Genomic DNA, 22,507 nt, shown 5'->3' with positions numbered 1-22,507 from the left:
GGCTCACAGCTCCTTCTCGGGCAGCAGGGCGCGGCAGCCGTCGAGGAAGGCCTGCACGTCATCCTTCTCGGCGAAGAGCTTCGTGTTATTGCAGCGCTGCCGCTCGGGATCCGTGGGGTAGCGGCGCTCGGTGCCCGTGGTGTCCGTCAGCTGGAAGCTGAGCGAGGCCGTGTCCTCCCAGCACTGCCCGGACTGTGAGGGCTCGGAGATGTGGATGGCATTGACGAGCTCCTGCAGCTGAGCGGCCTCGGCCTCCGAGAGGCTCCGGCTGTCCTCCTCGGAGCGGTAGCCCGGGCCCGGCCCATTCTGGCTCCACTTTCCGAGCAGCACCCGCTCGGAGAGCGCGAAGGTGTAGCGCGTGGAGAACGACATCCCATCCCCATAGGACACGCTGGCGTGCGCGACGCCATCCAGATCCACGTTCGTTGCGCTCTCGCCACAGCCCGCCAGACACAGGGCCAGGGCGGCCCAAGCTCCCATCCACTTCATCGTGCGAACCTCCTCGTCGGTATGGAGGCTGGCGGTGCAAGGCCTGAGCCCAAACGAACCCCTCGAAGTGGGTCCGCTTGAGCACGCGGGAGGCAGCGAAAATCCGAGACGCGCGGCTGGAGTCACGGATTCCCGAGGCGCCCAGGGGCTATGTCGGTAAATGTCCCCAGCGCAACATTGCGACCCCAGTACCTATGTGCTCTGAGTAATCTCAAGGGTTTACTAACTAACTTGTTTTCCAAGTTAACTCTGGGTCTCACTACACCTCCCCATCGTTCCGCGTCGGAGGAGCCAGGTGGAATCCGGACCGCATCGATTGCGCATGCTCGTGGTGGCCTTGGCCATGAGCGCCGTGGGTTGCTACGGCGAGGCCAGCCTGGAAGTGCCCTCCATCGGCGGGGTGCCCAACTACGACGACGAGAACCCTCCCCCGCTGCCGGTGGACCCGACGGGGGCGCTCTCGTGCCAGCTGGCCAGCGTGCCGCAGACGGTGTCGCTGGCGACCATTGCCGCGGACTTCGGCCGCCAGGTGTACCCGGCGATGGTGCGCCAGGACTCGGGCTGCATCTCCTGCCACGCCACGACGAGCGGCCGGCAGTTCAAGGTGAGCCAGGAGCCCACGGAGACGTTCTACGCGGCGCGGGCGGCGGGCTTCCTGACGACGCAGCCGGGCTCGCTCGTGTCGCGGCTGGTGTCCACGGACGAGAGCGTGCGCATGCCGCGCAACCAGCCTTCGTGGAGCGCGAAGGAGATCGCGGCGATGGCCAGCCTCACCTGCCAGCTGGCGGCGGTGGAGGCGCGCTCGCCGCAGACGCCTCCGGACGAGGAGTTCCCCCCGGCGCTGCTGCAGCCATACACGGGCCCGGCGGTGGTCACCTATGACAATCCCTTCCTCAGCTACGTGCAGCTGAAGGGGAAGGTGAAGCAGGTCTTCAACGACGATTGGGTCCGCGGCGGGGTGGACAAGTTCGCCCAGACGGTGGGCCTGTTCGGCGGCGTGGACTACGTGCAGTACTTCGTCGAGGCGCGCGTGGCCTCGCCGGACTTCCTGCTGGGCATGGACGCGCTGGCGCCGGACGTGTGCCTCCAGGCGGCGCGCAACAAGACGGGCCCCTTCGCGGGGCTGGACACCTCGGCGCCCATCATCGACACGCCGCCGGCGGCCACGCGGCAGTACGAGGCGGAGACAGCCACGGACCTGACGGCGACCACGGGCGCGCTCACCTCCACGGGGTGGAACCTCTATACCAACGGCCAGCTGACCACGACGACGCCGTACAACTTCCCCGTGACGGGCACGTACAACCTGACGGTGCGCGCCTACGGCAGCCAGTGCGGCCCGGACCTGCCGGCCATGGAAATCCGGGTGGACGGCACGGTGGTGAAGTCCTTCGCGGTGTCGGCCACGGCGTACGCGGACCACGTGCACACGATGACGGTGCCAGCGGGGACTCACACGGTGTCAGCGGCCTTCACCAACGACTTCAACATGTCGGGCACGTGCGATCGCAACCTGTACGTGGACTGGGTGAAGGTGAACGGCCCCACAGAGCCCTCCACGGGCACCACGCGCACGGACGCGGCCAAGGCGAAGGTGGACACGCTCTTCCGGCGGATGGTGTACCGGCCAAGCACCCCGCAGGAGAAGACGGACGGCTACGCGCTGGTGAAGGACCTGGCGAACTACGAGGCGGATCTGCCCAAGGCGTGGAGTGGGCTGTGCGAGGGCATCATGCGCTCGCCGGACTTCCTCTTCACGCTGCCGCCCTCGTACGAGAGCCGCACGGGGGGGGAGAAGGACAGGCTGCTGCTGGTGAAGCTGGCGCAGGACTTGGTGGGTCGGCCGCCCAACGCGACGGAGCTGGCGGACTTCGACGCAGGCCGCAAGAGCTGGGAGCAGATGGTGGACGGGTACCTGGCCTCGGTGGACTTCCGCACGTACTACTTCCACAAGATGCGGGTGCGCACGGAGAGCGAGGGCACGGCGGACACGGACGAGCCCGCGCGGCTGTGGACGTACCTGGCCACCACAGGGACGCCGTTCCAGGATCTGCTGACGGGCGACTACTCGGTGTCCACGGACTTCGCGAAGGTGTCGCGGCCTTCGGAGCACGGGAAGACGGGCGTGCTGACGATGAAGGGCTTCCTGCAGAACAAGCCGGGCCTGCCGCACTACAACTACGCGGCGCGGGTGATGACGGACTTCATGGGCTCCATCTTCGAGATTCCCTCGGAGGTGTTCGACATGCGCGGGGCGGCGACGGCGGCCTCCACGGTGGACCCCACGAGCCTCTGCTTCTCGTGCCATCAGACGCTGACGCCGCTGTCGCACCAGCGGCTGCGCTGGGCGGATGACGGCACGTACCGCACCACGGACGAGCAGGGGCGGCCCATCGACGACAGCGACCGGGGGTTGGTGGGCGCGTACGCCTTCAAGGGCCAGGGCATGTCGGCCTTCGCGCAGAAGGCGGTGCTCAAGGAGTCCTTCGCGCGCCGGACGCTGAACGCGCAGTACATCCTCTTCTTTGGCCGGGAGATGCGGCACACCCAGGACGAGCGCGTCATGTACAAGCGGCTCTGGGACGTGGCGCAGGCCGACAACGGGAACCTGAAGGCGGTGCTGAAGACGATCGCCCTCTCGCCCGAGTACACCCACCGCTGAGCCCACGGGGACGCGCACCATGAACCGCCGTCAATTCCTTGCTGGTGCGATGGCCGGCACCGCGATCAGCACCTTGGACTGGCTCCGCTTCTTCCGGAGCTTTGGAGTGCCGGGGACGAAGAAGGAGCTGGGCATCGCCGAGGCCGCTGCGGCGGAGCTCGCCGCCGAGCCGCGCTTCCTCATCTACTGGTTCCAGGAGGGAGGCTGGGACGGGTATTCGATGTTCAACCCGGTGCACACGCCGAACGACGCGACGCGCTCGATTCCGGCGGGGACGCTGCGGCCCGCGCCGACGTGGAGCCAGCACAAGTACCGGCCGAAGAGCTACGGCACGAGCCCGCTGAACCCGCCGCGCACCTCGGGGGGCATCCAGTACGGCTATTTGGCGGAGGACGGGGTGCCGCTGTTCCCGAACATGGCGGTGGTGTCGAGCCACAACGGGAACACGTTCCACTCGGGTGGCCGGTGGGAGTACCACTACGGGCGCTACAGCGCGTCGCTGTCGGCGTACCGGCAGCCGGTCGAGCGCACGGTGATGCAGGCGTTCTGCGAGGCGTACGGCAACGGGTACCTGCTGCCGCACCTGAGCTGGCACCGGTGGCTGTCGGACGGGGAGCTGTCGATTCCGTCGTACCCGGAGGGGACGGGGTACTACGAGAAGCTGGGGCCGGTGCACGCGCACACGCTGTACGGGAAGACGCCGGCGGACATGCGCAACCGGCTGATGTCGCTGGGGAGCGTGTCGCAGGGGCAGCGCAACGCGCGCATTCGCCAGTTCACGGACAACCTGCAGTCGAACTTCCTGGCGGAGAAGAACGGTGAGTCGGTGCGGGCGTTCTCCTCGGCGCTGACGATTCACCGGGCGCTGACGGGAGGGACGGGCGTCACCATCAACCCGCAGACGATGTTCACGGACGCGACGCTGCGGGCCGAGTTCGGAGTGGCGGCGGCGGACGAGACGACGGAGTCGGCGTCGATCAACGGCAACCCGGCGCGTTCGAAGGAGACGCCGAACACGAACGTCCAGGCGCTGATGGCGTACGAGATGATGACGAAGGGGCTGTCGATCGGCTTCTTCATCGAGAACCGGGGCCTGCGGCTGTTCGACTCGCACCGGGATCGCCGGTCGATCATGAGCAACCTGGGGCAGACGGACCAGGCGGCGACGATGCGGCGCAACCTGTGGAATCCGCTGAAGGCGCTGGTGACGCGGCTGAAGAACACGCAGTACGGGACGTCGGGGAAGAGCTACTTCGACTACACGACGATCGTGCTGGCGTCGGAGATGGGGCGGACGATCAGCGGGGACGTGGAAGCGATCCTGGCGAATGCGGGGCTGACGGACACGCAGAAGTACGACGAGATCATGGCCCAGGACTGCTGCCAGCACTGGCGAGTGAACAGCGTGGCGTTCCTGGGCGGGACGGTGAAGGGGAACTCGCAGTTTGGGCGAGTGGGGAGCGTGTCCTTGGAGGGCATCCCGATGATGCCGGACGGGACGCTGGACCCGGCGTACGATCCGGACACGGGGCTGTTGATCTCGGGGCGGACGAAGAACCCGAACAGTTACATCTCGGATCCGGGGCACGTGTACTCGACGGCGCTGCACCTGTCGGGGCTGGATCCGGCGGCGCTGCGCGCGGCGGGGAAGGGCAAGAACGACCGCCCCGCGATGACGTTCGTGAAGAAGCCCTGAGGGGTGCGCTGACAGCTGCCTACTCTCGGGGTAGGCTGAGCTTGGGTGGAGTGGACAGCCCAGAGCACACCGAGGTCTTCTACAACCGGAAGCGTCGGCACTTGAGCCTGGGCTACTTGAAGCCTTGGGACTATGAGAGGGCCGCCCTACCTGATAGGTTGGCAATATAAGACCCCTGTCCACGAAACCAACCGGGGCAAGCCCACTTTTGGGGGCCCATGGGCACTGCCGAAAGCGAGAAGCAGCAAGAGGCGAAGTTGCAGCCAGAGAGCAGCGCCCTCCTCGCCGACCTTGAGCAGCACCTGAAGCCGGGAGCGTGGTGGCGCATCAAGTGCGTCGAGCCACGACCCTGGTGCGTCGAGGTAGTGCGCAGAGAATCGGGCCTTGTCATCTTCCGCTATGAAGAGGGTTTCGACCGTGCGAGCTCCATCCAGTGGTTCCTAGAGCGCTACGAGCCCGAGGACCCTGGTCAGGACCCCGCACTTCACGAGGATCGTTTTCAGGCTTCTCCTCTGGGGGCGAAGCCCACCGCTGGGAGATTGGCCTGAAAAAGACCCCAGCGGGACTCCAGCGCTTCTCGGCTCAGATGGTGGGGGTTGCATGCTAGCACCTGCCCTGCAAAGGCGTCATACCCCAAGCCATGGAGCCTCGGGTGCAGGTGGACTTGCAGCGTCGCCGGGTCAATCCCGAGGAGGTCCAGATCGAAGAGCGTGTGGATGTCCGCGCGCAGGAGGAGCCCATTCGATGGATGGTGATCCTTCTGGCCTCGGTAGGGAGAGATATGGGCTGCTTCGAGCAGATCCGGAAGCTTGCAACGGGTGACGAGGCACGTGTCGTCGAAGCGCTCTCGGAGCGCTTGGCGGAACGTGGCTTGTCCTCGCCGTGCACGGATCTGACGTTTGAGCACCGTGCGCTCGTCCAGTTCGTTGGGGACGTAAGCGTCTTCTGCGGCATCGTGCGCGAACAACAAGGGTTCCTGGTGCGAGGGCTGGAGTGACGCTGACAGGGTGCGGAGGAGCGCGGCTTTGCCATCCAAGCGCTCCAGATCCAATGCTTGAATGGCCAGTTGCCCATTGAACCGTGGGCAGGCCTTGCGCACCTCTTGAACAGGGATGCGCCCTGGAACTGGGAAGCATGTGCCCTCAAAGTGGGCTTCGAAGTGGGTACAGGGCTCGGAGGTAATCTTGGGGGTCTCGAACGTGTGACCTTCCCTGCATCGGTCCAGCTCATCGGCGTACCCCACGTTCCCTGCGTACTCGCGTTCCGCACCCAGGGAGAGCGCCAGCCAAGCCCGTTGTGGCTCCATCCTCCAGAGTGAAGGTTTTCAAGGGAAGAGAGTGAAGAACCCGAGGGGTTGGCTCTCGCGGTCTTGAAGTGAGGCGCTTCCTGGCTGACATCAACTGTCCATTGCATCCTCTTCGGAGCCGGCCCACGAGCAGCCGCAGACCTGGTCGTGCACTGCCTCTGCCTGTTCGTCCATGCCGAAGACGCGGCACGAGTCACAGCGCTCAATCTGGCGCCCATGCAAACCGCTGGTCATGTGCAGCCAGCCCCTTCCTTCGCAGTCGAGGCAGGTGGAGTCGCCGGGCAGGTCCAACGATGGAGTGTGTACGGGCATGCGTCACCCGTCGATCCGCAACGAGGCCATTCCAGAAGTGGAGCACAAGATCGCCGCCCCAACCAGTGAGGTCGGCAGTTGTCAGACCTATCTCCTACGTTGCTGAGCCATGGCTTCGATGCAGCACGAAGGACTCTTGCTCTTGTTTCGCAACCGCCCTGCGCTGGCGCCGGAGTTGCTGCGCGACACGCTGGGCCTGAGCTTGCCTCCGTGGACCGAGGCGCGGGTGGAATCCGCAGAGCTCACCCAGGTGGTGCCCACCGAGTACCGGGCCGATCTGGTGGTCCTCCTCTCGGACAGCAAGCCCGTCTTCGCCATCGTCGTGGAAGTGCAGCTGTCACGGGATGAGGACAAGCGCATGAGCTGGCCGTTGTACCTCACCAGCCTCCGCTCACGGGTGAAGTGTCCCACCGCGCTGCTGGTGGTCGCTCCGGACGCCTCGGTGGCACGGTGGTGTGGACAGCCCATCGACCTGGGGCATCCGGAGTTCACGCTCAGGCCTCTCGTGATGGGGGCAAACTCGATTCCAGTCATCCTGGAGGAGCAGGTTGCTCGCGATGATCCAGAACTGGCGGTGCTGTCTGCCATGGCACATGGCCACGAGGAGGTAGGCGCCTCCATCGTCAAGACAGTCATGGCGGCGGTGAGGGGCCTTGATACCGAGCGCGTCCGCCTTTACGTTGATTTAGCGATGTCATCGCTCAGCGCGGCGGCTCGCGTCGCCCTGGAGGACCTGATGAAACGAGGCAACTATGAGTACCAGAGCGAATTTGCCCGGAAGTATGTAGCCCAAGGGCGTGAGGAGGGGCGTGAGGAGGGGCTCTATGAGGGCGAGCGGACAGCCGTGTTCGAAGTGCTTGACGCTCGGGGCCTTGAGGTGGATGCGGAGGCGCGCCAACGCATCCTGAACTGCAAGGACCCCTCTCAGCTCAAACTCTGGATCCGCAAGGCCGTAGTGGTGCAGTCCGTTCAGGAGCTCTTCGAGCCTGGGCCTGTGACCCAGCCCGAGGCTCGCTAGGCCAGCAAGCGGGACCGGAGTCCCCAGGCTCCGAGCTTGGCTACAGCGCGGACTGGATGGCCTCCTCCAGCTCCGAGCGTGTGTACCAATCCACGGGGCGGCGGCCGGTGTTCAGCTCCAGCGTGGAGCCCGTCACCGAGATGCCCTTGTTCTCGGACACGCCCAGCTGGATGCGCTGCACCTTCTCGCGCAGCGCCGCCTTGCCCACCTTGTCCTTGGACAAGGGCTCCAGCACCTCGCGGGCCCGATCCGCCAGAAAGGCCAGCGCCCGGAGCTCCTTCGCGGACGTTGTCTGCACCCCTGACGCGAGCACCACGCTGACCGAGGTCTCCAACTGTCCCCGAAGCTGCGTCTCCAGCGCCGCCATCCGGCGCCGCAGCTCCAGCACCGAGGGCGTCCCGGATGCATCTCTCCGCAGCGCTCCGAATGCCCGAGAGTCATGCACTGAGATGGCCTCGATCGTGTTCACCGGGACGATGATCAGATCGTCGTATGGCACGCCGCTCTCCCGAGGCACCCACAGCAGCACGTTCCGGCCCTCGCGGCGGTCCTCCATGATCTCCCGCAGGATGCCCGTCACTCCGCGCCCGCCTCGCATCAGCAGCGTCACCCGCGGCAGCAGCACGGGAATGCCCGCCTGCTGGCGCCACGACAGCCGCTCAAGCACAGCCAGCGTCGCGTCCACCCCGTGCGCTTTCCACTCCAGGAACGCCGCGAGAGGATCCTCCACGTGCACGTCCTCGGGCGCCGCCTCCAGCACCTTCTGGATGGCTTCCTGGCGGTCGTCGATGCTGTCCACATTCGACGCCGGCTCGTGGTCCAGCGTCAGCACGCCGTCCTGGAAGCTCACCATGCTCGAGCCCGAAGACGCTCCCGTCGTGTTGCGGATCACCACGCGCTTCAGCGCACCTCGCAGCACCTCCTGGCCCAGCGCGTCCACCGCGATGGCCTTCAGCGCCCCAATCAGTGGCGTGAAGTAGATCTTCGGCCACGCCTCCTCATAGAGGTGCTGGTAGCCCTCCACCGCCAGCGTGTTCCAGTCCACCTCCACCGGCACCTCGAAGTGCGCCGCGGCGTCGAGCTCCTTCTTCAGCTTCGGGTAGATCGTCTCCTCGAACTCGCTGGCTGCCTTGCGCTCCGCGATTCCCATCCATTCCTCCCGGAAGAACCGCGGCAGTCTCGTTCAACCTCCGCCCCCAGCAAAGGGCCAAGCGGCTCAGGCCCCGCTCACGGCCCGACGATGGCCATCGCGCCGTGATCGAAGTCGATGACGCGCCGGGCCACCTCGCGCACCTCGTCCGCCGTCACCGCCGCAATGCGCTCCGAGTAGTGCAGGAAGTTCTCCAGCCCTGTCCCGTAGCACGTGTCCAGCGCCAGCAGCGCCGCCCGAGCCGCGTTGCGCTGCAGCCCAATCGCGTTCGTCCCAATGAGGTGCTGCCGCGCCCGCGCCAGCTCCTCCTCGGGCACCCGCTCGTCCCGCACCCGCGCCAGCTCCGTCCGGATGCCCGCGATGGCGTCGTTCACCTTCTCCGGGCTCGTCCCAATGTACGTGGCGAAGTACCCCGGATCCAGGCCCTCCAGCGTGAAGCAGCTCACGCTGTACGCCATGGAGCGCTTGTCCCGCAGCTCCACGAAGAGCCGCCCGCCCTGCCCGGACAGCATCATGGACAGCACCTCCAGCGCGTGCCGCTGCGGCTCGGTCAGCCGCAGGCCCATGAACCCGTACACCACGTGGGACTGCGCCCGCGCCAACACCCGCTTCTCCTGCCGAGGCGCCTCCGGAGGCGCATCCGTCACCACGCTGGGCGCTTTCTTCGCCTTACCCCGAGGCTTGCCGAAGTACTCGCGCGCCAACGCCATCACCTCGTCCACCTTCACGTCCCCCACCACGCTCAGCGTCAGCTGCGAGGGATCCATGTACGAGGCGTGGTAGTCCCGCAGCGCCTCGGGCCCCAGTGCCTCCACCGACCCGGGCTCGCCCAGCGCCTGCATCCGGTACGGGTGCGCCCGGTACAGCGTCTTCGCGAACAGGTCGAACGCCAGCCCCGACGGCTTGTCCTCCCGGGTGAGGATGTCCTGCAGCAGCAGCCTCCGCTCCCGCGCCACCTCCTCCTCGGGGAACGCTGGCTCCACCACGCAGTCCGCGAAGAGGCGGAAGGCCGCGTCGAAGTGCCGTGAGAGGAACTCCCCGCGCACTCCCACCGAGTTGCGCCCGCCCACCCCCTGCAGCGAGCCCGCGTACGCGTCCACCAGCTGGGAGATCTCCTCCGCGTCCCGCGTGCGAGTGCCCCGCGTGAGGCTTCGGCCCAGCAGCGTCGTCAGCCCGTTGTTCGCCGGCGTCTCGTAGCGCAGCCCGCCCAGGAACGCCGCGCGCACCGCGAACAGCGGCACCCCGTGCTCCGGGCGAACGATGATCTTCGCCCCCGAGGGCAGCGTCTCCTGGATGATCTCCCCCGTGCTCGTGCGCGAGGGCACCACCCGCATGGGCACATCGTTCTCAGGCCGGCGCACGCGGCGCTCGGGCTTCAGGGTGGGGGCCTCTTGCGCCACCGCGTCGAGGATCTGCTCCGCCTGGGCCGCCGTGAACCCCGTGCCGGGTGGCAAGAGCCCTGTCACCACTGCCCGGTCGAAGCGCAGGTACCGCTCCGCCACGTCCCGGATGTCCTCGGGCGTCAGTCGCGCCACCGCCTGGTAGTAGCGCTCCTCGGCCTCCAGCCCGCCCATGGAGGACTGGTAGTAGCCCATCTTCCGCGCCATGCCCTGCACCGTCTCGCGCTGGTACACGGCCTCGGCCTCCACCAGCGCCTTCACCGTGGCCAGCTCATCCGCGGACACCGGGCGCACGCGCAGCTCGGCCAGCACCCGCGCCGTCTCCTCCAGCGCCTTCGCCACGTTTGCCGGCGGCACGGTGACGGACGCGCTGAACAGGCCTGGGTCTCTCGGCGTGTACGCCGAGGCGTGGATGTCATTGACGAGGCTCTGCTTGTGCTTCACCTCCACCACCAGCCGCGACGAGTCGCCCTGGCCCGCCAGCATCGCCAGCATGTCCAGCGCGGGCACATCCGGGTGCTCCGCCTGGGGGATGCCGAAGCTCAGGTGGAGGTAGCCCTCCTTCACGTCATCCTCGCGCAGCAGCAGCCGACGGCCCGTGGCGGCAGGCTCCTGGGCGCGCGGCGCCAGCCCCTCGAAGGGCCGCCCCCAGTCCCCACCGAAGATTTCATCCACCCACTGCCGGACGTCCGCCTCGCGCAGGTCTCCCACTACCGAGAGCACCAGGTTCTTGGGCGAGTAGTACCGGTGGTAGAACTCCAGCACCTTCTCCCGGGTGAAGCTTCGGACGCTCTCCTCCGTGCCGATGACGGGCTTGCTGTACAGGTGCACCTGGTACGCGGTGGCGAACAAGTCCCGCGAGGCCCGCCGGGACGGGGTGTCCTGGCTGCGCTTGATCTCCTCGCAGACCACCTCGATTTCCCGGGCCAGCTCTTCCCGGTCGAACGCCGAGTGCCGCACTGCGTCGCCCAGGATGTCCAACCCCATCCGGGCAAACTGGCTGGCGATGACGATGTGGTAGACCGTCTGGTCGAAGGACGTCCAGGCGTTGATTTCTCCGCCGTGGGCCTCCACGTCCCGGGCGATTTCTCCGGGCCTCCGGCGCTCCGTGCCCTTGAAGAGCATGTGCTCGTGGAGGTGGGCCAGGCCCGCCTGGTCCGGGCGCTCGTCGGCGCTGCCGACCTTCACCCAGACCTGAAAGGCCGCCACCTTGGCGGCATGCTGCTCTTCGAAGATGACGGTCAGACCGTTGGGGAGCGCATAGCGGAGGGTCATAGGAGGTGTCCGAAGCTGGCACCAGCCCTGCACGGAAGCAAGACGGAGCGTATGGTGATTCCCTACTGCCTAACGTCCGGCCCGGCCCGAGGCGATCCGTTTGAACGTCTAGGGCGCGGGCAGGGGGGCAGGCGCTCCTTACACCTCATGTGTATTTGGAGAAGTGCCCCCACGGGCGATAACCTGCGAGCCTCATGGCATCGCCCCTGGAAGAGCTGGATCCGCTGGCGGACCTGCGCGAGAGCCTGGATGGGGGCAGTCCATCGGTCCCCTCCACGGCCACCAAACCCGCACCGGCGGTGGCTCCTCCCCCGCTACCTCCGCGTAAGGCGGCTTCGGCCGCTCCCGCCCCCATTCCCACGGGGAGTCAGTCCGGTGTGGCCAACCCACTGAGGGCCAACCGCGCCGTGCCGGGCGGAGACCCCTTCGGTGAGCCCTCCGAGCCCCGCCTCCCCATGGGCGCGGCGCCCGAGGAGAAGCTCGAGTTCTTCCGTCAGGTCCTCAAGCAGAAGACGGAGACGCTGGCCCGCGCTCGCTCGCTCTATTCGGAGAAGGAGACCGAGGCCAACGCGCAGCGCCAGTCCGTGGCGCAGCTCACCCAGGACCTCGCGGCCGCAAAGAAGGAAATCACGGAGGTCCGCGGCCAGCTTGGCGGCTTGAAGGACCTGCCGCTGAAGCTGGCCCAGGTGCAGGAGGAGAAGGCGCGCCTGGAGAAGCGCGCCGCTACGGCCGAGACGAAGCTGGCCGAGGCCCAGGGCGAGCTGGAGGCGATGGAGGCGGACCGCAAGGATCTGTCCCGCGCGCTGCTCAACGTGGAGGCGGAGCTGCCGCGGCTCCAGGACGACCTGCGCTCGGAGCGGGAGGCCCGCGCGGCCCTGGCCGAGGAGCTCATTGGCGCCAAGGAGGCCCTCTCGCTGGCGCAGGACCGCGTGGCGGACCTGGCCGCGGAGAAGTCCGAGGCCCAGGGCACCATGGAGGCGGTGCAGGAGCAGTTCCAGGCCGCCCTGGCGGACGTGGAGCGGCTCACCGAAGAGCTCACCACCGCCACCACGGAGCGGGACGCCTACGCCGCCGAGCGCGACACGCTGGCGACGGAGCGCGACGAGCAGCAGCTACGCAACAGCCAGCTGGAGACGGCGCTGGCCGAGGCCAACGGCAGCCTGAGCGCCCTGGAGAGCGAGAGCGAGTGGTCGCGCAGCTCGCTCGAGGAGGCGCAGTCCCGCGCCCAGCTGGTGGAGGCGGAGCGGGACGAGGCCCGCTCGGAGCTGATGGCGGCGCGGGTGCAGGTCGAAGCGCTCGAGGCTGACCAGAAGAAGCAGAAGACGCGGATCGCCGAGCTGGAGCGCACGGCGGCGCTCAAGGACGCGGACCTGGTGGGCGTGCGTGCCGCGCTCTCCGCCCGCACGGCTGAGGCCGGGTCGCTCATTGGCCGCGCGGAGATGGCCGAGGGACAGGTGGCCACGCTCAAGGAGAAGGTGCGTGGCCTGGAGTCCGAGGTGGCCTCGTTCTCCGAGCGGGCCCAGACGGCCGAGCTGGAGGTGTCCTCGCTCAAGGGCGCGCTGGAGGCCAGCGAGGCCGAGCAGGTGGCGATGCGGGACCGCCTCGATGCGGACACCACCGCGCTGACCGAGACGGTGCACAACGCGGAGGCCCAGGTCGAGGAGCTGCAGACGGCACTCGCGGTGGCGCGGGCCGAGCGCGACGACGTGGTGGCGCAGCTGGACACGGTGAAGCAGACGCTCGCGTCCACGGAGTCGGCGCTGCAGTCCACGCAGCTGACGCTCCAGTCTCATGAGGAGGCGCGCGGGGATGCCGACGACAAGGTCACGAAGCTCGAGCAGCGCCTGAAGATGCTGGAGGGCGCGCTGGAGACGGCCAAGCGCGACGCTGCGGCTGCCACGAAGAAGGCGGCGGCGGACCTGGCGGCCAACGAGAACACCCTCAAGACGCTCAAGAAGGCGGAGGCCGATGCGAAGAAGGCCGAGGCCGAGGCGACCAAGGCCCGCACCACGCTGGAGCTGAAGCTGGCGCAGGCGGAGGCGGCGCTGAAGTCCGAGAAGGGCGGCCAGGGGGCCATGGGCCAGAAGCTGGCGCAGGTGGAGGCCTCACTGCAGGCGCAGCAGGCCGAGAAAGAGAGCCTGGAGCAGCGCATGGCCGAGCTGGAGTCGGCGCTGCAACTGGAGCAGACCCAGCGTGCGAGCCTGGAGCAGGAGCTGGAGCAGGCGCGTGCGGCCTCGGCGGCCCCAGCGGCGGGCGGGGGAGCGGCTTCGGCCGAGCTCATCGCTGAGCGCGACAAGCTCAAGTCGGATGTGGCGGCCATGAAGAAGAAGCTGATGGCAGCCGAGTCCGCCATTGAGGCGGCGGCGACCTACAAGGCGAAATTGGCCCGCCTCGAGGCGCAGTTGAAGGGTGGCAAGAAGTAGCCACCCCATGCCGTTCTCCGCGCCCATCGATCCCCATACTGGAATGGCAGCGGCCCGCTTCGGGCTGTACCTGCACTTTCCGTACTGCCTGGCGAAGTGCCCGTACTGCGACTTCGCCGTGGCGGTGGCGCGCCAGGTGCCAGAGGAGCGCTACGCCCACGCCGTCCTCCGGGAGCTGGACGCGCGGCTGGAGGCCACGCCGGAGCTCCGGAAGCGGACGCTGGAGTCCATCTTCCTCGGAGGGGGCACGCCCTCGCTGTGGCACCCGAAGTGGGTGGCGAGGGTGCTCGAGGGCATTGCTGCTCGGTTGCCGGTAGCGCCCCAGGCGGAGGTCTCGCTGGAAGCCAACCCCGAGGTGGCGGACGCGGAGCGGTATGCAGGCTTCCAGGCTGCGGGGGTGAACCGGCTCTCGCTCGGCGTCCAGTCCTTCCAGCCGGAGACGTTGAAGGCGCTCGGCCGCGCGCATGACGGGCAGGAGGCGGAGGCGGCATTCCGCATGGCTCGGCGCGCGGGCTTCGAGGCGGTGTCGATGGACTTCATCTATGGAGTCCACGGGCAGACGCGGGCGCAGGTGGAGGCGGATGCGCGGCGCGCGGTGACGTTGGAGCCGGAGCACCTGTCCACCTATGCGCTGACGCTGGAGCGCGAGGTGCTGGCGGAGGACACGCCACTGGCGAAGCGGCTGGTGCGGGGTGAGGTGGCGCTGCCCTCGGACGACGACGTGGTGGAGATGGCCGCCACCGTGCGCGAGGTGTACGGAGCGCACGGTCTGCACCGGTATGAAATCTCCAACCACGCGCGGGAGGGCTACGCCTCCCGGCACAACGCGCTGTACTGGACCGGCGGCGAGTACCTGGCGCTGGGCGTGGGCGCCACGGGCATGCTGCACGTGCCCGCTCCGCACCGGTACGTGAACCTGCGGAGCGCGGAGGCGTACCTGCGCGCGGTGGAGCAGGGGACGTTGCCGGAGGCGAGCCGCGAGGAGCTGAGCGCGGAGGAGCTGTTCGCGGAGCGGCTCGCGATGGGGCTGCGGCTGCGCTCGGGGGTGGACTGGGAGGCGGTGTGCGCGGCGTACGGGCAGGACCCGGCGCCTCGGCGGGCCGAGGTGACCCGGCTGGTGGCGCACGGGCTGGCGACGCTCCAGGGCGGGCGGCTGGTGTTGACGGACGCGGGGGCGGATCTGCACAGCGCCATTTCCGCGCGGCTGATTTGAGGTAGAGAGGCTCTTGGGAGGGAACGGCGAAGCATGAGCACGTGGATGTTGTGGATGGTCGTCTCGATGCTCACCGGCAGCCCGCTGCTGTCGCTGGTGCTGGTGTTCGGGGCCCTGTGGATGATGGACCGGTTCACCCTCCAGCTCCTGCCGCGCCCGCTGCGCTTCATCCACCGGTGGCGGCGCGCTGGGCAGCTCGAGCGGACGTTGATGACGAACACGCACGATCGCCGGGCCCGCTTCGAGCTGGCGGAGCTGCGGGTGGGGCAGGGGCGTTATGCCCAGGCGGTGGAGCTGCTGAAGCCCAACCTGGAGGCGGGCGACGACGACGTGGACACGCTCTTCCTGCTCGGGGTGGCGTACCTGGGGGCGGGGGAGAAGGCCAAGGGCGAGCTGCTGCTGAGCGAGGCGGAGAAGCTGAACCCGGACTACCGCCAGGGCTCCCTCGACTTGGAGCGCGGCCGGCTGCGGCTGGCGCAGGGGGACACGGCAGGCGCCATCGAGGCGCTGGAGCGCTTCGTGAAGGGGCGGAACGGCTCGATTGAAGGGCGGACGCTGCTGGCCAAGGCACTGGACAAGGCGGGCCGGGACGCGGACGCGGCGCTGATGCGCGACGAGGCCTGGAAGGACTACGTGGCGGCACCGGGCTTCCAGCGCCGCCGCGAGCGGATGTGGGCTTGGAGGGCCCGTCCCAGCCGTCCCATCACCTATGGGATCATTGCCCTTGTGGTCTTGGTGCTGGGCTACCGGGCACTGAGCACGCTCCATCCGCCGATGGACGACCCGTACGCCAACCCGTACGCGGATCCATACGCCACGGATGAGGAATAGGAAGACGCGTGGCGCTGTGATTCAGGGTTGATACCATTATACTCGGCTTTCGTAGACTTCTGGATCGACTCACTCGCTGAGGCCACCGATGTTCCCCGCTCCATCCCATGTGCTCCGCCAGCGTGAGGGGACGCTCTCGGAACTGCCTCTGCCTCTGCTGCTGCACGCGCTGGATGTGGAGGAGCGCACCTGCACGCTGGAGCTGAGGGTGCGCCAGCGCGAGAAGCGCATCACGTTCGAGGACGGCGCGCCTGTAGCGTGCGTGTCGAACCTGCTGCACGAGACGCTGGGCAAGTTCCTGGTGGAGAAGGGGCGGCTGAGCGAGGTGGACTACCAGAAGGCGCTCTCGGAGAGCATCCAGACGGGGCAGGACATGGGGGCGCTGCTGGTGCAGAAGGGGCTGATCAGCCCGTTCGATTTGTACAAGCAGCTGCAGGCGAACCTGGGGATGAGCCTGCTGGATTGCTTTCGGTGGACAGAGGCAAAGTACAAGCTGATCGCGGACGTGGAGCAGCCGGCCACGAGCGTGCGGACGAACACGGCGCAGCTCATCCTCACGGGCGTGGCGAACATGATGCCGTTCGACGCGGTGGCCACGCACTTCACCTTCACAGATGACCGGCGCTTCGCGCAGGTGCCGGGGGTGGATGGGCCGAAGCTGTCGGCGAAGGACGCGCGGCTGTTCCAGGCGCTGAAGGCGCGGCCCACGTTCGCGGAGCTGTTGCAGCAGACGAGCTACGACACGGAGACCGCGCTGCGGCGGCTGTACGCGCTGTGCATCGTGGGGGTGGTGGACTTCGCGGACTCGGTGGACGAGCGGGTGGCGTCTGCGCCTCCACCTGCGGCTCCGGTGGTGGTGGAGCCGGAGCCGGTGAAGGCGGCGGTGCCCTCGGGGACGCCGTTCTCGGACGAGGACGAGGCGGCGCGCAACGCGCTGATGAGCGCGTTCATGTCGCACCGGAGCCAGGATCCGTTCGGGCTGCTGGGAGTGCCGGAGGACGTGCAGCCACTGGCGCTGCGCAAGGCGTTCCTGTCGATGGCGGACAAGTTCAACCCGCTGCGCTTCAACACTCCGGACTTGAAGGAGAAGGCGGAGGTGCTGCTGGCGGCGTACGGGCGGGCGTTTGGGGTGTTGTCGGAGCCAGACCTGGCGGCGCTGTGGCGCAAGCGGCGGGCGGCGGCGCGGGAGAAGGAGCGAGGGGCAACGGGACGGCCGTCGACGGCGGAGCAGTTCCGCATCAAGACGGAGTTGCTGGACGGGCGGACACAGTTCGAGCAGGGCAAGCAGCGGCTGGAGGCGCGCAACTTCTCGGGGGCGTTCGAGTACTTCGAGTACGCGTGCGACATCGAGCCGCGGCCGCTGCACCTGTCCTACCGGGCGTGGGCGCGGTACCTGATGAAACCGGAGGTGCACGGCAAGCTGGTGGTGCAGGAGCTGACGGACGTGCTGCGCCAGGAGCCGGGGCTGGAAGAGGGGTGGTTCTTCCTGGGCGAGGTGAGCCGCGGAGAGGGCCAGTGGGCGCAGGCGGAGGATGCGTACCGCAAGGCGTTCAAGCTGAACCCGAAGAACCGGCGCTACGTGGACCTGATCCAGGAGACGATCAAGAACGCAGCGAAGCGGTGAGGCTCAGGAGGCGGGCGCGGTCATCTGGGCGTGGCGGTAGGCGAAGAGCTGCATGAGGTTGTGCTGGATGAGGTGGCGGGTGGTGTCATCCGGCGTAGCGGCGCGCTGGCGTGCGGCGAAGAGGATGCGGGCCATGGAGAGCAGGTGCTCGGGGCTCTTGGCGCTCTGAAGGAACCCGGCGATCCCCCAGAGGCCCGGCTTGCTCAGGAAGCTCTGCACGGGGCCGAGGAAGCGGGAGGCGAAGCCCTTGAAGGCGCCGAGCAGCTTGCCGCCGCCCAGCTTGCCGAGGCGGCCCAGCCCCTGGTTGAGGCGGCTGCTGGGGCCGCCCTCGACGGAGGACAGCCCCACGCTGACCAACAGCCTGCCGAAGGGCGACCCGGTGAACTTCGCGACGCCCAGGCCGGGGACGAGCTCCAGCTTGCCCTCGGCGGCCTCGGCGAGGCTGGCGGCGTCCAGGACGAAGCGCCCCATCTCCTCGGGATCCGGGCGCTCGAGTCCCATGGCGCGCAGATCCGAGTCCTCGACGATGTAGAACTCCGGCTCCTCTTGGGTGTGGCGGAGGAAGTGCACGACGTGATCGAGGTACTCGTCGGTGGAGACGCCCAACATCCGTGCGAGCTCGGAGGTGTTCTCGTCCGCGAGAACCTGCTGCCGGAGGATCCGGGTGTCCGGGAGGGCCCGAGCGGTCTGAGACCTGAGCGATGGCATGGATCTGTGGAGTACCGGACCCATGGGAGGAAGGCTGTACCACCTTCGGGTCACAGCACGGGGAGTGCCGATGAAACCGCATGGGACTGGTAGGCCCTGGCCTGTCAGACGTACCACGTAGGGTGCCGCGTCATGGCATCCATGAAACATGACGGGCTGGTGAGCTTGTTTCGCAACCACCCGGCCCTGGCGCCCGAGTTGTTGAAAGGGCCGTTGGGAATGGAGCTCCCCTCTTGGGCCGAGATTCGAGTGGAGTCCCCGGAGTTCACCCAGGTGGTGCCCACCGAGTATCGGGCAGATCTGGTGGTGCTCTTGAGGAAGGGCAGGCCCGTCCTCGCTATCGTCGTGGAGGTGCAGCTGTCGCGCTCTACGCGGAAGCGCAAGAGCTGGCCGGTGTACTTGACCACCCTGCGCGCGCGGATGAATTGCCCTGCGGTATTGCTGGTGGTGGCGCCAGACCCAGCTGTGGCCCACTGGTGTGCTCAACCCATCTTGTTGGGGCATCCTGGCTTCGTGCTCCAGCCGTTGGTCGCGGGGCCGCGCTCCATCCCCGTGCTTCTGGGCAAGCGGGAAGCAGGAGACTCTCCCGAGTTGGCGGTGTTATCGGCCATGGCTCACGGGCAGAAACCGGAGCTAGCGCCGGGACTGTTCGAGGCCGTGGCGAGTTCTTCTCGTGGCCTTGCTCGTGAGCAAGCCACCTTCTACCTTGACCTGGCCTTCTCCTCGCTAGGAGAGGCCGTGCGCAGAGTCTTGGAGTCCATCATGAAGAGCGGCGAGTACGAGTACCAGAGCGAGTTCTTCCGGAAGTTCGTGGCTCAGGGGATGGAGAAGGGGATGGAGAAGGGGTTGGAGAGGGGGTTGAAGCAGGGACGTCAGGAGGGACACTTGGAGGGCGAGCGTCAGGCCCTCATCAAAGTGCTGGAAGCCCGTGGGTTCGCTGTAGAGGGCACGGCCCAGCGACGGATTCTGGCGTGTACGGAGCGGGCCCAGCTTGAGCGCTGGCTCGGCCAGGCCGTGACGGCGAAGTCTGTCCAGGAACTCTTCCAACGCAAGCCGACGCCCAAGCGCGCGGGCCGTTCTTCGAGCCCGCGTCTCAAGGCCCGCAGCCCGCGCGCGAAGCGGTAGCCGCGCTACGGCTGCACGGTGGTGACGAACTGGGTCTTCCCGTTCTCCACCTTCAGCACCACCGCCTGCTTTTCCGCATCCCGGTTGGCGTTGATGGTGATCTTCCCCGCTACCCCCGGGAAGTCCTTCGTCGCCGCAATCGCATCCCGCAGCGCCTTGCCCGACAGATCCGGAGCCCGCTTCATCGCGTCGATCGCCAGCTTCGTCGCGTCGTACGCCAGCGCCGCCACGCTGTCCGGCAGGCTCCCGTACGCCTTCTGGTACTTCTCCGCGAACGCCTTGAGCAGCGGATCCGGGTTGTCCAGCGCGTAGTGGTTCGAGAAGTAGCTCCCATCCAGCGCCGAGCCGCCCAGCTCGAACAGCTTCTCGCTCTCCCACCCATCCCCGCCCAGCAGCGGAACCTTCAGCCCCAGCTCCCGCGCCTGCCGCGCGATGAGTCCCACGTCCGTGTAGTACCCCGGCACGAACACGCCCTGCGGCTTCACCCGCTTGATCGCCGTCAGCTGCGCCCGGAAGTCCGTGTCCCCCTTCGAGTAGCTCTCGTTCGCCACCACCTGGCCGCCCATCTTCTGGAACTCCTCGATGAACACCTTCGCCAGGCCAATCGAGTACGCGGCCTTGTTGTCCGTCAGCACCACCACCTGGGTCAGGTTCAGGTTCTCCTTCGCGAACTTCGCCATCACCTTGCCCTGGAACGGATCGATGAAGCACACCCGGAAGATGTAGTCCCCCTTCTGCGTCACCTCGGGCGCCGTCGACGTGTACGTGATCTGAGGCACCCCCGCCGCCTGCGCCTTCTCCGCCATCGCCATCGACACCGATGAGGCCGCCTCGCCGATGATCACCGCCACCTTGTCTTGAGCAATCAGCCGCGTCACCGCCTGGGCCGCCTCCTCCGGCTTGCCCTGGCTGTCATAGACGCGCACCGCCACCTTCTTGCCCCGCACCCCGCCGGCCTCGTTCGCCTCGTTGATGGCCAGCTCGATGCCGTTGCGCGCCGAGATGCCGAACGTGGCCTCGCTGCCCGTCAGGCTCCCCACCTCACCCATCAGAATGGTGTCCGAGGCCGCCGGAGGAGTGGCCGGGGCCTCGGCCGTAGGAGCAGGAGTCGAGGGAGCAGGCGGGGGCTGCGACTTCTTCTCGCAGGCCACCACGGCCAGGGTCAGCGCAGCGAGCAACAGCGACACGGGACGGCGCATGGGCAGGCTTCCTCCAAGGAACGCCCTCTCTTCACATGTCCCCCTGGCAGCCGTCCAGCCAGGGCCCCTCCCATTTTAATGTGGACCGTTTTAGTACTGTTTAAGTAGAGAGGCGGCGCAAGCCGGGGCGCCTCAAGCCCACTCCAGGAGAGTACCGGATGTTCCGGATGAGCAAGATGACCGACTACGGCCTCGTGCTGCTGACCGAGCTCGCTCGGGAGGAGGGCAGCACGCGCACCGCCCGCGAGCTGGCCGAGGCCACGAAGGTGCCACTGCCCTCGGTGAGCAAGGTGCTCAAGGGGTTGCAGACTGCCGGCGTGCTCGTGTCCCACCGGGGGGCCATGGGCGGCTATGGGCTCTCCCGCCCGGCTGCCGCCATCCCGCTCACGCAGATTATCACCGCCCTTGAAGGGCCCGTGGCCATCACCGAGTGCGTGCAGCACTCGTCCACGAACGAGGCCGCCTGTGAGCTGGAGTCCGTGTGTCGCGTCCGAGGCCACTGGCGCGTCATCAACCAGGCCATCCAAGACGCACTGGGCCGGCTGACCCTGGCCGACCTGTGTGCTCCCACCCCGCGTGTGGAGCGCCTCGTCGGGCTGAACACGCCCGCGCGCCCCAGCACCTCCGGAGGGCTCTCATGAGCACCGAGACCATTCAAGACTTCACGCGCCGCCAGTACGAGGCGGGCTTCGTCACCGCGGTGGAGGCGGACACCCTGCCCCCCGGGCTGAACGAGGACGTCGTCCGCACCATCTCCGCCAAGAAGGGCGAGCCCGAGTTCCTCCTCGAGTGGCGCCTCAAGGCCTACCGACACTGGCTCACCCTGAAGGAGCCGCGCTGGCAGAAGGTCCACTACAACCCCATCGACTACCAGGCCATCCGCTACTACTCGGCGCCCAAGCAGAAGCCCAAGCTGGAGAGCCTCGACCAGGTGGACCCGGAGATTCTCCGCACCTACGAGAAGCTCGGCATTCCGCTGGAGGAGCAGAAGCTGCTGCAGAACGTGGCGGTGGATGCCGTGTTCGACTCGGTGTCCGTGGCCACCACGTTCAAGGACAAGCTGGCCAAGGCGGGCGTCATCTTCTGCTCGTTCTCCGAGGCCGTCCGCGAGCACCCCGAGCTCATCAAGAAGTACCTGGGCACCGTGGTGCCGTACTCGGACAACTTCTTCGCCGCGCTGAACTCGGCCGTCTTCAGCGATGGCTCGTTCTGCTACGTGCCCAAGGGCGTGCGCTGCCCCATGGAGCTGTCCACCTACTTCCGCATCAACGCGGCGGACACGGGCCAGTTCGAGCGCACCCTCATCGTCGCGGACGAGGGCGCCACCGTCAGCTACCTCGAGGGCTGCACCGCCCCCATGCGCGACACCAACCAGCTCCACGCCGCCGTGGTGGAGCTCGTGGCGCTGGATGGGGCCAACATCAAGTACTCCACCGTGCAGAACTGGTACCCCGGTGACGCCGAGGGCCGCGGTGGCATCTACAACTTCGTCACCAAGCGCGGCATCGCCCACCACCGGGCCAAGATTTCCTGGACGCAGGTGGAGACGGGCTCGGCGATTACGTGGAAGTACCCCAGCGTCATCCTCAAGGGGGATGACTCGGTGGGCGAGTTCTACTCGGTGGCGCTGGCCAACCACCGCCAGCAGGCGGACACGGGCACGAAGATGGTGCACATCGGCCGCAACACCCGGAGCACCATCGTCTCCAAGGGCATCTCCGCTGGCCACGGGCAGAACACGTACCGGGGGCTCGTGAAGGTGCTGAAGAGCGCCGAGGGCGCGCGCAACTACACGCAGTGCGACTCGCTGCTCCTGGGCAGCCTGTGCGGCGCCCACACGCTGCCGTATATCGAGGTGAAGAACGCGTCCGCGCAGGTGGAGCACGAGGCCTCCACGTCGAAGATCGGCGAGGACCAGCTCTTCTACTGCCAGCAGCGAGGCATCTCGAAAGAGGACGCGGTGTCGATGATCGTCAATGGCTTCTGCCGGCAGGTCTTCAAGGAGCTGCCCATGGAGTTCGCGGTGGAAGCGCAGAAGCTGCTCGGGGTGAGCCTGGAAGGGAGCGTGGGGTAGTC

Annotated in this window: 17 protein-coding genes; 11 read left to right on the top strand and 6 right to left on the bottom strand. The window is 67.6% G+C overall.

Annotated elements, in window-relative coordinates; genetic code table 11:
- Positions 1-3: 3 nt before the first annotated feature.
- Positions 4-489, bottom strand: coding sequence for a hypothetical protein (locus DB31_RS28795; RefSeq protein WP_044193285.1), 486 nt, complete (start codon positions 487-489; stop codon positions 4-6).
- A gap of 295 nt (positions 490-784) precedes the next feature.
- Here DB31_RS28795 and DB31_RS28790 point away from each other — a divergent pair, with 295 nt between their 5' ends.
- From DB31_RS28790 to DB31_RS49740, 3 genes are all read left to right on the top strand, one after another.
- Positions 785-3,151, top strand: a complete 2,367-nt coding sequence (locus tag DB31_RS28790) for a carbohydrate-binding domain-containing protein (protein ID WP_157232229.1) — start codon at positions 785-787, stop codon at positions 3,149-3,151.
- 19 nt (positions 3,152-3,170) lie between these two features.
- The gene (locus DB31_RS28785; RefSeq protein WP_157232228.1) at positions 3,171-4,847 is read left to right on the top strand and encodes a DUF1501 domain-containing protein; all 1,677 of its coding nucleotides are present in this window, start codon (positions 3,171-3,173) and stop codon (positions 4,845-4,847) included.
- Positions 4,848-5,065: 218 nt separating this feature from the next.
- Positions 5,066-5,395 carry a hypothetical protein gene (locus DB31_RS49740; protein WP_044193279.1) on the top strand — a complete coding sequence of 110 codons (330 nt, stop codon included), beginning with the start codon at positions 5,066-5,068 and terminating at the stop codon, positions 5,393-5,395.
- Here the strand turns inward: DB31_RS49740 and DB31_RS51685 are convergent.
- A complete protein-coding gene (locus DB31_RS51685; protein WP_075306254.1) occupies positions 5,347-6,153 on the bottom strand; it encodes an HNH endonuclease in 807 nt (268 codons plus the stop codon). The two genes, DB31_RS49740 and DB31_RS51685, sit on opposite strands and share 49 nt — an antisense overlap.
- Before the next feature lie 454 nt (positions 6,154-6,607).
- On the opposite strand from DB31_RS51685, the gene DB31_RS28770 reads away from it, so the two are divergent.
- Entirely contained in the window at positions 6,608-7,483 is an 876-nt protein-coding gene (locus tag DB31_RS28770; protein ID WP_276203658.1) for a hypothetical protein, read from the top strand.
- Positions 7,484-7,523: 40 nt separating this feature from the next.
- On the opposite strand, the gene DB31_RS50040 is transcribed toward DB31_RS28770, so the two are convergent.
- Both DB31_RS50040 and DB31_RS28760 read right to left on the bottom strand, forming a co-directional pair.
- Positions 7,524-8,633 (bottom strand): hypothetical protein, encoded by a 1,110-nt coding sequence (locus DB31_RS50040; RefSeq protein ID WP_063769275.1) that lies wholly within the window; start codon positions 8,631-8,633, stop codon positions 7,524-7,526.
- A 77-nt stretch (positions 8,634-8,710) separates the two neighbouring features.
- Positions 8,711-11,308: a M16 family metallopeptidase gene (locus DB31_RS28760; protein WP_044193276.1), complete on the bottom strand. Its 2,598-nt coding sequence runs from the start codon at positions 11,306-11,308 to the stop codon at positions 8,711-8,713.
- Between the two features lie 194 nt (positions 11,309-11,502).
- Between DB31_RS28760 and DB31_RS28755 the strand changes: the two genes are divergently transcribed.
- The 4 genes from DB31_RS28755 to DB31_RS28740 all read left to right on the top strand — a co-directional run bounded on the left by DB31_RS28755 (position 11,503) and on the right by DB31_RS28740 (position 17,399).
- Positions 11,503-13,731, top strand: coding sequence for a coiled-coil domain-containing protein (locus DB31_RS28755; RefSeq protein WP_205628578.1), 2,229 nt, complete (start codon positions 11,503-11,505; stop codon positions 13,729-13,731).
- Positions 13,732-13,738: 7 nt separating this feature from the next.
- A complete protein-coding gene (gene hemW, locus DB31_RS28750; protein ID WP_044193275.1) occupies positions 13,739-14,944 on the top strand; it encodes a radical SAM family heme chaperone HemW in 1,206 nt (401 codons plus the stop codon).
- Positions 14,945-14,977: 33 nt separating this feature from the next.
- Positions 14,978-15,775, top strand: coding sequence for a tetratricopeptide repeat protein (locus tag DB31_RS28745; protein WP_044193274.1), 798 nt, complete (start codon positions 14,978-14,980; stop codon positions 15,773-15,775).
- Positions 15,776-15,863: 88 nt separating this feature from the next.
- Entirely contained in the window at positions 15,864-17,399 is a 1,536-nt protein-coding gene (locus DB31_RS28740; protein WP_044193273.1) for a J domain-containing protein, read from the top strand.
- Between the two features lie 3 nt (positions 17,400-17,402).
- Here DB31_RS28740 and DB31_RS28735 read toward each other — a convergent pair whose 3' ends face one another.
- Entirely contained in the window at positions 17,403-18,107 is a 705-nt protein-coding gene (locus DB31_RS28735; protein ID WP_157232227.1) for a hypothetical protein, read from the bottom strand.
- A gap of 132 nt (positions 18,108-18,239) precedes the next feature.
- Here DB31_RS28735 and DB31_RS28730 point away from each other — a divergent pair, with 132 nt between their 5' ends.
- Positions 18,240-19,232 carry a FliH/SctL family protein gene (locus DB31_RS28730; protein ID WP_044193272.1) on the top strand — a complete coding sequence of 331 codons (993 nt, stop codon included), beginning with the start codon at positions 18,240-18,242 and terminating at the stop codon, positions 19,230-19,232.
- 5 nt (positions 19,233-19,237) lie between these two features.
- Here DB31_RS28730 and DB31_RS28725 read toward each other — a convergent pair whose 3' ends face one another.
- Positions 19,238-20,431: an ABC transporter substrate-binding protein gene (locus DB31_RS28725; RefSeq protein ID WP_044193271.1), complete on the bottom strand. Its 1,194-nt coding sequence runs from the start codon at positions 20,429-20,431 to the stop codon at positions 19,238-19,240.
- 158 nt (positions 20,432-20,589) lie between these two features.
- Between DB31_RS28725 and DB31_RS28720 the strand changes: the two genes are divergently transcribed.
- Positions 20,590-21,072: an SUF system Fe-S cluster assembly regulator gene (locus DB31_RS28720; RefSeq protein WP_044193270.1), complete on the top strand. Its 483-nt coding sequence runs from the start codon at positions 20,590-20,592 to the stop codon at positions 21,070-21,072.
- Positions 21,069-22,505: a Fe-S cluster assembly protein SufB gene (sufB, locus tag DB31_RS28715; protein WP_044193269.1), complete on the top strand. Its 1,437-nt coding sequence runs from the start codon at positions 21,069-21,071 to the stop codon at positions 22,503-22,505. Before DB31_RS28720 ends, sufB begins: the two co-directional genes overlap by 4 nt.
- The last annotated feature ends 2 nt before the right edge of the window (positions 22,506-22,507 follow it).

Origin of the sequence: Hyalangium minutum (assembly GCF_000737315.1) — a bacterium.
Lineage (GTDB): Bacteria > Myxococcota > Myxococcia > Myxococcales > Myxococcaceae > Hyalangium > Hyalangium minutum.
The sequence above is the reverse complement of the archived record's forward strand: the minus strand, read 5'-3'. Positions and strand labels throughout refer to the sequence as shown.

Excerpts from the sequence above, each read along its gene's own strand:
- DB31_RS51685 (WP_075306254.1), bottom strand. The coding sequence starts at position 6,153 with ATGGAGCCACAACGGGCTTGGCTGGCGCTCTCCCTGGGTGCGGAACGC.
- DB31_RS28730 (WP_044193272.1), top strand. The coding sequence starts at position 18,240 with ATGGCATCCATGAAACATGACGGGCTGGTGAGCTTGTTTCGCAACCAC.
- DB31_RS49740 (WP_044193279.1), top strand. The coding sequence starts at position 5,066 with ATGGGCACTGCCGAAAGCGAGAAGCAGCAAGAGGCGAAGTTGCAGCCA.
- DB31_RS28755 (WP_205628578.1), top strand. The coding sequence starts at position 11,503 with ATGGCATCGCCCCTGGAAGAGCTGGATCCGCTGGCGGACCTGCGCGAG.
- DB31_RS28735 (WP_157232227.1), bottom strand. The coding sequence starts at position 18,107 with ATGCCATCGCTCAGGTCTCAGACCGCTCGGGCCCTCCCGGACACCCGG.
- sufB (WP_044193269.1), top strand. The coding sequence starts at position 21,069 with ATGAGCACCGAGACCATTCAAGACTTCACGCGCCGCCAGTACGAGGCG.
- DB31_RS28785 (WP_157232228.1), top strand. The coding sequence starts at position 3,171 with ATGAACCGCCGTCAATTCCTTGCTGGTGCGATGGCCGGCACCGCGATC.
- DB31_RS28745 (WP_044193274.1), top strand. The coding sequence starts at position 14,978 with ATGAGCACGTGGATGTTGTGGATGGTCGTCTCGATGCTCACCGGCAGC.
- DB31_RS50040 (WP_063769275.1), bottom strand. The coding sequence starts at position 8,633 with ATGGGAATCGCGGAGCGCAAGGCAGCCAGCGAGTTCGAGGAGACGATC.
- DB31_RS28740 (WP_044193273.1), top strand. The coding sequence starts at position 15,864 with ATGTTCCCCGCTCCATCCCATGTGCTCCGCCAGCGTGAGGGGACGCTC.
- DB31_RS28760 (WP_044193276.1), bottom strand. The coding sequence starts at position 11,308 with ATGACCCTCCGCTATGCGCTCCCCAACGGTCTGACCGTCATCTTCGAA.
- DB31_RS28725 (WP_044193271.1), bottom strand. The coding sequence starts at position 20,431 with ATGCGCCGTCCCGTGTCGCTGTTGCTCGCTGCGCTGACCCTGGCCGTG.
- DB31_RS28720 (WP_044193270.1), top strand. The coding sequence starts at position 20,590 with ATGTTCCGGATGAGCAAGATGACCGACTACGGCCTCGTGCTGCTGACC.
- DB31_RS28795 (WP_044193285.1), bottom strand. The coding sequence starts at position 489 with ATGAAGTGGATGGGAGCTTGGGCCGCCCTGGCCCTGTGTCTGGCGGGC.
- hemW (WP_044193275.1), top strand. The coding sequence starts at position 13,739 with ATGCCGTTCTCCGCGCCCATCGATCCCCATACTGGAATGGCAGCGGCC.